Genomic DNA, 11,222 nt, shown 5'->3' with positions numbered 1-11,222 from the left:
GTAACCCCACCCTTTGGCAAGACTTTACTGTCAGATTAAGTCTGAACTACTACACTTGAATTCACCTGTAACTGCACATTAAATTTACTCTGACCCCCGTTGCTTTCTCATCACCTTGCTAGCTTCTATTCCTCTCTAATACTTAATGTCATGGTGTCATTGGACTGTATAACATCAACTCTACGCAAAAAATTCTGGCCAAGCAATGCCATTTTGCTATGAATACCGACACTTACACTTAACCCATTAATGGCTAGTCCACCTGCTTCAACAATTTGGTCAGAAATAATTTCCCCCTGAACAATGCCGCCTGCTGTAGAAAAACTTGCCGGGATCCCGCTCGGCAGATTAGCGGAGTTTGCAAATTTTTTGCTGACAGAAACAATGCTCGCACCAGTATCAACCATAAAATCAACGAGATGACCATTAATTGAGCCTCGGACATAATAATGCCCATCCTTAGATCTTGGTATGACAATCTGACTAGAAGGTAAATTTTTAATAGCTACGACAACTTTAGGTTCCTGATGAACATCAAAATACATATATACCGCGCTAAATATAACGATCCACACTATCAATGCAGTAATATGTCCAATAGGAATACGGTTGCTCATTAGTAATTAGCTCTCGTTCATTAACGTAACTCAATGAATTAATATTTAGAATTCAGCGATAAAGAGTAAAAATTCCAGCGGAAGGGGTAAGAAGAACTTGGGGGCAGTCCTAAAATTACCAAATTTTATCGGTCTTCCTCAAACTTCCGTTCTGCGCGACTTACCGTCGTGTAATGTACCCTGAAATGGTCCCCCGATTTCTGCCATCGTATAAGCACCAGATAAGCAAACCCTGGGCTATCACCTGACCTCTAATTAGGGTGTGGCGCATCCGGAGAAGAGAAGCACGGGATGTATTAGTGCATCTGACAAATCGTGGAATAACGAATAAATTAGTCGTGATACACAGTCTCAAACAAAAACTCCCGCCGAACGCGGGAGTTTTCTCGATATTGAGGATTTGTTTAATTCAACAACAATGATTTTTGTATAGCCACTGCACACACTGTTATCAATGTGCCGGGCATAATACCTAAGGCCAATACCGCCAGTCCGTTAATAGAAATCAGCAGTCCGCTGTCAGGCTGGATAGCAATTGGGACATGGGATTCTGGAGCATCAAAGTACATGAGCTTGACGATACGCAGGTAATAAAATGCACCTATCAACGAAAATATTACAGCCATTACAGCAAGCGGAATGTGGCCGGCATTCACTACTGCTTGTAAAACAGAAAATTTTGCATAGAAGCCGGCCGTTGGTGGCACTCCTGCCATTGAAAACATTAATATGAGCATCATGAATGCGAGCCACGGGCTGCGTTGATTGAGCCCCTTAAAGTCATCGAGTTTGTCAGCCTCGAAACCTTCACGCGATAGCAGCATGATCATGCCGAAACCACCCAAGGTCATTAATACATAAATTACAACATAGAACATTGCTGAACTATAACCATCAATGCCGCCACTCAATATGCCGAGCAATAAAAATCCCACATGCGCAATAGTTGAGTAAGCCAGCATGCGCTTAAGATTAGTCTGCGCAATAGCGGTAATATTGCCAACAGCCATAGATAATATAGCGAGAATCACCAGCATACCGGACCAGTGCATCACCAGTGGCTGCAGGCCTTCCACTAAAATTCTCATAACGAAGGCGAATGCAGCTAACTTGGGTGCGGAGCCTATCAGCATGGTTACAGCGGTTGGTGCGCCATGGTATACGTCTGGCACCCACATGTGAAATGGAACTGCACCCAGCTTGAAAGCTAGCCCCGCTACCACAAATACCAAGCCGAATACCAGTAGCGCCTTATTCTCTACGCCTTGTGTGATGGCATCGGAAATTGCTGCAACTTCAAGCGTGCCAGTAGCGCCATATAACATGGACATACCATATAACAGTAAACCGGAAGCAAGTGCGCCTAGAATAAAGTATTTCATTGCTGCTTCAGTGGCAGTGGCGGAATCGCGTTGCAGCGCAACCATTGCGTAAAGGCTGAGTGACAGCAATTCCAGTCCCATATAGAGAGTAAGGAAGTGAGTGGCAGAAATCATCACCATCATGCCGAGCAGGGCAAACAATGTCAGCACCATGAACTCACCTGTGAAGAGTCCGCGCAATATCAAATAGCTGCGCGAATACACTAAGACCATGGATATGGTCAGGTAACTGAATAGTTTGAGTACATCGGACATTAAGTCGTCCACGAACATGTTGTTGAACAGGTGAACAACAACTGGTTCATGGGTCATCACGGTAATCAACGCGCAACCTAGAAGCGTCAGTTGTACCAATATGTAGGTCAGTGTCTTGTTCGGGCTAGTAACAAACAGATCCACGATCAGGATCGAACTCGCCATCACCAGCAGAAAAATTTCTGCGTAGGCGGAGGATAAGGTGGACAAGTAACTCATAAATTCCTCGGTTGATGATAGCTTATAACTTTGAGCGGGCAATATGTACCAGCAAGTCGTTCACGGATGTGTGCATAATTTCGGTGAATGGAAGTGGATATAGGCCCATAAACAGCACAGCTAGCGCTAATATAAAAAATATCAATTTCTCACGCAAAGTAATGTCGGTTAATTGCTCTACATGGTGGTTGATAACTGCGCCGAAGATCACGCGTTTAACCATCCACAATGTGTAGGCCGCACCTAATATCAGTATGCTAGCGGCAGCGAAGGCGTACCAGAAATTGACTTTGACAGCACCCATTATCACCATGAATTCACCGACAAAACCGCTGGTGCCGGGTAATCCGACATTTGCCATGGCAAACAGTATAAAGAATGCTGCGAACACTGGCATTTTGTTGGCCACGCCGCCATAGTCGGCAATATTGCGTGTATGCATACGGTCGTACAAAACACCGATACAGAGAAATAGCGCACCTGATATAAAGCCATGCGAAATCATCTGTACTAGCGCGCCCTCCATACCGTAAGCATTAAAAATAAAGAAACCCATCGTAACAAAACCCATGTGCGAAATAGAGGAATACGCAACAAGTTTTTTCATGTCGGTTTGGGCTAATGCAACCAAGCTAATATATACCACTGCGATTAGCGATAATGCAATCATCATTCCAGCTAGATAGTGACTGGCATCCGGCGTGATAGGCATGGAGAAGCGAATAAAGCCATACGCTCCAACTTTCAGCATGATCGCGGCCAACACCACAGAGCCGCCAGTAGGTGCTTCTACGTGTGCATCAGGCAGCCAGGTGTGAACCGGGAACATTGGTACCTTTACAGCGAATGCCATAAAGAAAGCTATAAATACCAGTATTTGTGCCGTCATTGGGATAGGCATCTGGTGGTAATCGAGTATCGAGAAGCTGCCACCGGACTGGTTGTACAGATATAGCAGTGCAATCAGCATCAGCACCGAACCTAAAAAGGTGTACAGAAAAAACTTGACCGCCGCATAAACGCGATTAGCGCCACCCCATATGCCAATAATGATGAACATCGGGATCAGCATAGCTTCCCAGAATACATAGAACAGTATCGCGTCGAGCGAGGCGAACACGCCATTGATTAAACCGGACATTATGAGGAATGCAGCCAGATATTGCGCTACGCGCTTCTCGATTACCTTCCAGCCAGCGATCACAACTAGTGGAGTAAAGAAACTATTAAGAATGATGAACAACACCGAAATGCCGTCTACACCGAGGTGATAGCGTATGTTGAAGTGGGTAATCCAGTCTCGTAGTTCAACGAACTGCATGGCACTGGTCATCTTGTCGAAGCCAACATACAGCGGGATAGTAACCAGGAAGCCAAGGATTGATCCAATAAGCGCGATGACCCGCGCTAACGATGCATTGCGATCGTTGCCAGTGGCTAGAACCAGTAGGCCGAAAATAATGGGCAGCCAGATAGCAACGCTTAATAGGGGAAATCCAAAAATCATGCTTATTCCTTCAGTTTCTCTCTGTGCGTATTATTCGAACCACGTGCGTATCGAAAGCAGCAGAAATACTCCGATAATCATGTAAAACGCATAGTGGTAAATGTAACCGGTCTGAATACGGCGTAACACGTTGGAGAACATGCCGACCAAGCGCGATGTTCCGTTTACCATTAGGCCATCAATCAACTTTATATCGCCAAATTTCCATAAACAGCGGCTTGCCATACGTGCACCGGACGCAAAGAACCAATCATTGAAACGATCGAAATAGTATTTGTTGTCAAGCACTGTATAGATGAAACTAAATTTACGCTTGATCATCTCAGGAATGCTAGGCATTTTCAGGTAAAAAATCCACGCCGTCACTACACCGGCTACTGCAAGCCAGAATGGTAAAGCAGTGAGGCCATGCATAGTCATGGCCCAAGCACCGTGAAACTCGTGCTTCAGTTCTTCCATGGAAGTATGTAACTCATGGTTGATATAAATTGCACCTTTGAAATAGTCGCCAAACAACATAGGTTCGACAGTAAGGTAACCAATGACCATAGATGGGATCGCCAGTAACACCAATGGCATCCAGACTACCCATGATGTTTCGCGAGGCTTTTGACCCGGAGCTAATCCATGATGGTGATCATCCTGAGCGTCATGAGTGTCAGCATGCTCGTCTTGAGGTGTGTTTTTAGAGCCATGTGCAGCTGCATGAGCTTTACCGAAATGCTCTTCGCCATGAAACACCAGGAAATACAAGCGGAACGAATAGAAGGCCGTAACGAAAACACCTGCCATCACTGCAAAATAGGCAAAGCCAGATCCGGGAAGATGCGACAACTCTACGGCTTCGATGATGCTGTCCTTGGAATAGAAACCGGATAGGAGTGGCGTACCAATTAACGCCAGTGAACCGATAAGAAAGGTGAGCCAAGTGATCGGCATATACTTTCGCAAGCCTCCCATCTGGCGGATGTCCTGAACATGATGCATGGCGATAATCACTGAACCAGCGGCGAGGAAAAGCAACGCCTTGAAAAATGCGTGGGTCATTAGATGGAAAATTGCCACTGAATAAGCAGAAGCCCCAAGTGCTACTGTCATATAGCCTAATTGTGAAAGCGTGGAATAGGCAACCACTCTCTTGATATCGTTCTGGATAATGCCGAGGAAGCCCATGAATAGCGCAGTAATAGCGCCTATCACCATAACAAAGGATAAGGCTGCATCGGATAGTTCAAACAGCGGCGACATGCGCGCCACCATAAATATGCCGGCGGTTACCATAGTCGCAGCGTGGATTAGTGCGGAAATCGGGGTTGGACCCTCCATCGAGTCAGGTAGCCAAACGTGCAGGGGGAACTGCGCCGATTTACCCATTGCGCCAATGAACAACAGGATGCAGATAGCGGTAATTACATTCCATGACACACCGGGGATTGGGGCTATGTCGTTGACGAAGAGGTGCGAACTGGCAAACACTGCAGCATAATCTAATGTGCCAAACACCATCAGCACTAATCCAATACCGAGTAAAAAACCGAAATCCCCAACACGGTTAACTAAGAAAGCTTTAAGGTTTGCGTATGTCGCAGTAGGGCGCGTGTACCAAAAGCCAATCAACAAATAGGATACCAAGCCCACCGCTTCCCAGCCAAAAAACAGCTGGAGGAAATTGTTGGCCATCACCAGCATCAGCATGGAGAAAGTAAATAACGATATATAACTGAAGAAGCGTTGATAACCAGCGTCTTCTGACATGTAACCTATAGTATAGATATGTACCATCAGAGACACGAAAGTCACGACCAGCATCATCATCACGCTCAGACGGTCAATCAGAAAACCAATTTCGAATCGAGTATCACCCGAGGTCATCCATTGATAAACTGTTCCGTTGAATGTATGACCGGCCATGACATCTTGAAAAATTACCAGTGAGGCAACGAAAGATGTAGCCACCAGCAGGATGGTAGTGCGATGCGTCCATGTTCGACCCAGTAGCTTGCCAAACAATCCGGCAATTATCGCGCCAACCAGAGGAGCCATAGGAACCAGCAAATACAGATTTTCCATAGTACTCATTTGCGTTGTTAACCTTTCAAGCTGCCGAGATCATCCACGTTAATGGTACGCAGATTACGAAATAACACTATCAGAATCGCTAGACCGATAGCCGATTCAGCGGCAGCCACTGTGAGGATAAAGAACACGAATATTTGCCCGGATATATCATTCAGATAATGTGAAAAGGCGATAAAATTTGTGTTTACCGCAAGCAGCATCAATTCAATGGACATCAATAGAACAATTATATTCTTGCGGTTCAGAAAAATGCCCACCACGCCAATGGCAAACAAGATCGCTCCAAACACTAAATAATGTGACAAATTCAAGTTCAACATATGCTTTCCTTATTGAAGCTTCATGTAAGCATGGCAGATGCCGTACACGGACTATCAGGCATCCAAGGCGGTTAAATTCAACACAACCCTTTGTAAAAAAAAGACTCATGCCTCTGCAGCGATTATGCAGAGGTCTATTTCTCCCACTACTGTGCGCTATCCTCTTTACCTTCTCCCTCAACCGATATAATGCGAAGTCGGTCTGCTTTTTTCACCAGTACCTGCTTATTCGGTTCCTGTGATTTAGAATCTTTACGACGACGTAACGTCAGCGCGATGGCAGCTACAATCGCCACCAACAGAAGCACCGCGGCCAGTTCAAATGGGTAAACATAGTCAGTGTAAATCAAACGTCCCAGTTCTTTGGTGTTGCTGTAATCGGCAGCGTGTTGGATTACTGGTGCACCAGTTTCAGACGTCTGCCGGCTGCCCAGAACCCATATCATTTGAAAAACCATGATGGCAGCCAGTGCCGCGCCAAATGGGAACCAGCTCCAGAAACCTACGCGTAACCGTTCTAAATTGATATCCAGCATCATTACAACAAACAAAAAAAGCACCATAACCGCGCCGACATATACCAGAACAAGGGTAATTGCCAAGAACTCTGCTTCGAGTAATATCCAGATGCCAGCCGAGCTACAAAAAGCCAATACTAAGAACAGTACCGCATGTACCGGGTTGCATGCAGTAATGACGCGCAACGCGGCAAACACGGTAATCGCGGCAAACATATAAAAAACTAATGTATCAAAACTCATCAACATATTCTCAAACCTTTAACTGTGTTTGGTACCATGAAGGTCACCTATATTAAGTCAACGAAATAAGTATTCCTGCTGACGACAAACAAATTCGACGCAGGCTTCAGCAGTATTTTTAAATAACGAGCTGGATACACATCCCACAGAAACGACAGATATTTATAGGTGCTCTTAACGGTATTTTGCGTCTGATGCTCTATCCTTGGCGATTTGCGCTTCATGTTTCTCGCCCACTGCCAGCAGCATTGGCTTGGTGTAGTACAAATCGCTGCGCTTCTCACCGTGGTACTCCAGAATTCGCGTTTCTACAATAGCATCCACGGGGCAAGATTCTTCGCATAGTCCGCAAAAAATACACTTGACCAAATCGATGTCATAACGTGTAGTCCGGCGTGTACCATCAGCGCGCTCTTCGGTTTCAATATGGATAGCCAGCGCCGGACATACTGCTTCGCATAATTTGCAGCCAATACAGCGTTCTTCACCATTAGCATAGCGACGTTGCGCATGCAGGCCACGAAAACGAAAGCCTTGCGGCGTTTTTTCTTCAGGAAATTGCACAGTTATCTTACGCGCGAAAAAATGCCGTCCGGTCAAGGCCATGCCTTTCAGTAACTCCACAAGCAAGAATGTTTTAAAGAAATTTGTAATTTTTTCCATTGATTTATATCCTTGGCTGTTACCACACCCAATAGGGAGTTTGCATCCAACCACCAATGATCACTACCCAGACCAGCGTGAGAGGAATAAAGACCTTCCAACCTAAACGCATCAACTGGTCATAGCGATATCGTGGGAAAGTGGCACGGAACCATAAAAACAGAAACAGAATAAAGGACGTTTTGGCAAGGAGCCAGAATATTCCCGGTAGTAAATTAAATGGTGCAATGTCAAATGGAGGCAGCCAACCGCCAAGGAACATAATTGAGGTAAGTATGGCAATTAAAATCATGTTGGCGTATTCAGCCAAGAAAAAGAGCGCAAACGTCATACCGGAATACTCTACGTGGAAACCGGCCACAATTTCAGACTCACCTTCAGCCATGTCAAAGGGCGCACGATTGGTTTCCGCTACACCTGAAATAAAATACACCACGAACATCGGGAACAAGGGAATGAAATACCAGCCGAATAGCCCCGTACTGCTTTGTTGACCGAGTACAATGTCGCCCAAATTCATGCTCTGCGAAACCATTAGCACGCATACCAAAGCAAAACCCATAGGTAGTTCGTAGGACACGGTCTGTGCTGCTGAGCGCAATGCACCGATAAAGGCATATTTAGAGTTAGACGCCCATCCCGCGATGATTATGCCGTAGACGCCAAGTGATGTCATGGCCAGGATATAGAGCAGACCAGCATTGATGTCCGTCAACACTATGCCTTCGGAGAAGGGAATCACTGCCCAAGCCGCCAAAGCAGGTATCAGTGCAAGGACGGGCGCGATTACGAACAGAAATTTGTTCGATTTAGACGGAATGATGATTTCTTTGAATAGGAGCTTTAGACCATCAGCAAGCGGTTGCAGCAGTCCAAAATAACCGACCCGGTTAGGACCGATTCTCACCTGCATGTAGCCGATCACCTTGCGTTCTGCCAGGGTCAGGTATGCTACTGTCAGCATGATGGGTACGACGATAACCAGAATTTTGACCAACGTCCAGATTGGCAGCCAAGCCACTCCAAGCAGATTCTCTAAGTATTGCAGCAGTTCCGTCATGCGCGCTCCACCATAATAGATCCGAACATTGCGCCCAGTTCAGCCGTGACAACATGGCCCGCAGCCACGCGCACAACACCATGCGGTAGACTATTATCAGCGGTTATAGATAGCCGCGCACTACCATTCCCTTGTGTTAATTTGACTGTTTCACCAGATTGCAGGTTGAGCTTCTGTAGCTCCACGCTATGCATCAGCGCACATGGAGTGACGGCATCTCGAGTCTTTTGTAGCGAAGTGGCGCGACGGACAATGGCGTCACTGGAATAAATCGGCACATCGCTAACGCGCTGTAAACCAGCGACATCCCCAGATGCAGCTTGCGCTGACACGCCATGCAAGATATTGCTAAGTTTGGCAGGCAGGTCTGTGCCGACCAGCATTTCATCTCGAACAGCTTCACTGTTGTTGTAATCAAAACCTGGTATATCAAGCATGTTTCCCAAGACGCGGAGTACTTTCCATGCTGGCCTTGCTTCGCCTAAGGGCTGAACTGTGCCTTTGAAGCTCTGCGCACGTCCTTCAGAGCTGACAAAAGTGCCTGATGTTTCAGTAAATGGGGTTATTGGTAAATACACATCGGCGTATTTGATAGCATGGTGTTTATAAGCACTCATCGCCACAACCATATCTGCGGCACCCATCGCAGCTAATGCTTGCTGCGGGTTCTGCATATCTAGTTCCGCTTCGACATTCAGCAGAATATAAGCCTTGCGCTGCTCGTCAAGCATTGCGGAAGCATTCATACCCTGCACTTCAGCACCGGAGAATGGAACTGCTTGTGCCAAATATCCGCCCACGCTGTTGGCTGCTTCGCCGAAGAAACCAAATTTTCCTCCACAGAGCGCGGCAATGTGCTGCGCCAACAGTTGCAGTTGTGATGCTTGAGGATGCTGCTGTGCGAAGTTGCCGAGCAGAACAGCAACATGCTCACCGCTGGCAAGACTGTCAGCCATAGCCTGTGCGGTAGCTGACGGTGTTACTGATTGCACAATCTGTTGCACGCTAATGTCCAGAGTAGCTTGCTTGGCTGTAGCTAAGGCCTTTAACACTTGCGCCAAGACTGTGCTCATCTCAGTCGGTAGGACAATCTCCTTGTTCGCTATTGGCATCAGCAGATCATCATCGGCAGCATGTACCAGATTTACCTGCGCCCCGTCCTTTGTAGCCTGACGCACACGTGATGCCATTAGCGGATGGTCTTTGCGCAAAAAACTGCCCACTAGTAGGAAACGGTCAACATGATTGATATCCGCCACTGCCATACCTAGCCAAGGTGCGCCAGACTGCTTGCTGTCGGCACTAAAATCAGATTGCCGCAGACGGAAATCAACGTTATGACTGCCCAAGCCGCGCGTCAGCTTCTGCAATAAATAAAGCTCTTCAAGAGTGGAGTTGGGTGTGGCTAACGCACCTATGTATTCTGCTCCAGCTTCTTGAGTTATTTGACGCAGACCGTTAGCTACATATTCAAGAGCGACTTGCCATTCTACTTCCAGCCATTTTCCGCCCTGCTTGATCATCGGTTTAGTCAGTCGTTCAGCTGAGTTCAATCCTTCGTAGCTAAAACGATCCTTATCAGACAGCCAGCATTCATTGATTTCTTCATTCTCTAGTGGCAAAACACGCATCACACGGTTGTTTTTAACCTGTACCGCCAAGTTGGAACCCAGACTGTCATGCGGACTAATAGATTTACGACGCGATAGTTCCCATGTTCGGGCACTATAGCGGAATGGTTTGCTGGTGAGCGCGCCGACTGGACAGAGATCTATCATATTTCCAGACAATTCAGAATCTACTGTCTCGGACATGAAAGCCATAATTTCCGCGTGTTCACCTCGAAAAGCTTGTCCCAGCTCTGTAGCGCCACCAATTTCGATGCCGAAACGCACACAACGGGTACAGTTAATGCAGCGGCTCATCTCTTCTGCAGCCACTAATGGGCCGATATCTTTTTGCAATACGACGCGTTTCTTTTCGTTGTAACGTGAGGCACTACCACCATAGCCAACCGCTAAATCCTGTAGCTCGCATTCCCCGCCTTGATCACATATGGGGCAATCCAGCGGATGATTGATCAGCAAGAATTCCATTACGCCTTTTTGCGCTTTTACAGCTTGTTCGGATGCAGTAAAAACTTTCATACCTTCGGCTGCTGGTGTTGCGCAAGCGGGCAGCGGCTTAGGCGCCTTTTCTATCTGCACCAAACACATGCGGCAATTAGCCGCGATGGATAATTTCTTATGGTAACAAAAATGGGGGATATCAATTCCCAACCGATGCGCCGCTTCTATTACAGAGCATCCGTTTTCCACATTGATGTGCTTGCCGTCAATTTCAATGTTGATCATTGCTT

9 protein-coding genes are annotated in these 11,222 nt (G+C 46.6%); all 9 read right to left on the bottom strand.

Annotation, left to right across the window (positions count from 1 at the left end; genetic code table 11):
• Positions 1–125: 125 nt before the first annotated feature.
• Entirely contained in the window at positions 126–617 is a 492-nt protein-coding gene (locus tag MJ770_RS04340; RefSeq protein WP_239250375.1) for a retropepsin-like aspartic protease family protein, read from the bottom strand.
• A 404-nt stretch (positions 618–1,021) separates the two neighbouring features.
• Positions 1,022–2,473, bottom strand: coding sequence for an NADH-quinone oxidoreductase subunit NuoN (nuoN, locus tag MJ770_RS04335; protein WP_239250374.1), 1,452 nt, complete (start codon positions 2,471–2,473; stop codon positions 1,022–1,024).
• A gap of 22 nt (positions 2,474–2,495) precedes the next feature.
• Complete coding sequence (locus tag MJ770_RS04330) at positions 2,496–3,980, bottom strand: NADH-quinone oxidoreductase subunit M (protein ID WP_239250373.1); 1,485 nt, start codon at positions 3,978–3,980, stop codon at positions 2,496–2,498.
• A 30-nt stretch (positions 3,981–4,010) separates the two neighbouring features.
• Positions 4,011–6,059: an NADH-quinone oxidoreductase subunit L gene (gene nuoL, locus MJ770_RS04325; RefSeq protein ID WP_239250372.1), complete on the bottom strand. Its 2,049-nt coding sequence runs from the start codon at positions 6,057–6,059 to the stop codon at positions 4,011–4,013.
• Between the two features lie 8 nt (positions 6,060–6,067).
• Positions 6,068–6,379 (bottom strand): NADH-quinone oxidoreductase subunit NuoK, encoded by a 312-nt coding sequence (nuoK, locus tag MJ770_RS04320; protein WP_239234882.1) that lies wholly within the window; start codon positions 6,377–6,379, stop codon positions 6,068–6,070.
• 146 nt (positions 6,380–6,525) lie between these two features.
• Positions 6,526–7,140, bottom strand: coding sequence for an NADH-quinone oxidoreductase subunit J (locus tag MJ770_RS04315; protein WP_239250371.1), 615 nt, complete (start codon positions 7,138–7,140; stop codon positions 6,526–6,528).
• 174 nt (positions 7,141–7,314) lie between these two features.
• The gene (gene nuoI / locus MJ770_RS04310) at positions 7,315–7,803 is read right to left on the bottom strand and encodes an NADH-quinone oxidoreductase subunit NuoI (protein WP_239250370.1); all 489 of its coding nucleotides are present in this window, start codon (positions 7,801–7,803) and stop codon (positions 7,315–7,317) included.
• A 19-nt stretch (positions 7,804–7,822) separates the two neighbouring features.
• Positions 7,823–8,863 (bottom strand): NADH-quinone oxidoreductase subunit NuoH, encoded by a 1,041-nt coding sequence (gene nuoH, locus MJ770_RS04305; RefSeq protein ID WP_239250369.1) that lies wholly within the window; start codon positions 8,861–8,863, stop codon positions 7,823–7,825.
• Positions 8,860–11,217: an NADH-quinone oxidoreductase subunit NuoG gene (nuoG, locus tag MJ770_RS04300; protein WP_239250368.1), complete on the bottom strand. Its 2,358-nt coding sequence runs from the start codon at positions 11,215–11,217 to the stop codon at positions 8,860–8,862. The genes nuoH and nuoG overlap by 4 nt, the downstream gene beginning before the upstream one ends.
• Positions 11,218–11,222: the final 5 nt, after the last annotated feature.

Origin of the sequence: Candidatus Nitrotoga sp. M5, assembly GCF_927904885.1 — a bacterium.
Lineage (GTDB): Bacteria > Pseudomonadota > Gammaproteobacteria > Burkholderiales > Gallionellaceae > Nitrotoga.
Note: the sequence above shows the minus strand (reverse complement) of the source record. Positions and strands in the feature narration are given on the sequence as shown.

Coding starts and splice junctions, on each gene's coding strand:
- MJ770_RS04315 (WP_239250371.1), bottom strand. CDS start 7,140: ATGAGTTTTGATACATTAGTTTTTTATATGTTTGCCGCGATTACCGTG.
- MJ770_RS04330 (WP_239250373.1), bottom strand. CDS start 3,980: ATGATTTTTGGATTTCCCCTATTAAGCGTTGCTATCTGGCTGCCCATT.
- nuoG (WP_239250368.1), bottom strand. CDS start 11,217: ATGATCAACATTGAAATTGACGGCAAGCACATCAATGTGGAAAACGGA.
- MJ770_RS04340 (WP_239250375.1), bottom strand. CDS start 617: ATGAGCAACCGTATTCCTATTGGACATATTACTGCATTGATAGTGTGG.
- nuoL (WP_239250372.1), bottom strand. CDS start 6,059: ATGAGTACTATGGAAAATCTGTATTTGCTGGTTCCTATGGCTCCTCTG.
- nuoH (WP_239250369.1), bottom strand. CDS start 8,863: ATGACGGAACTGCTGCAATACTTAGAGAATCTGCTTGGAGTGGCTTGG.
- nuoN (WP_239250374.1), bottom strand. CDS start 2,473: ATGAGTTACTTGTCCACCTTATCCTCCGCCTACGCAGAAATTTTTCTG.
- nuoI (WP_239250370.1), bottom strand. CDS start 7,803: ATGGAAAAAATTACAAATTTCTTTAAAACATTCTTGCTTGTGGAGTTA.
- nuoK (WP_239234882.1), bottom strand. CDS start 6,379: ATGTTGAACTTGAATTTGTCACATTATTTAGTGTTTGGAGCGATCTTG.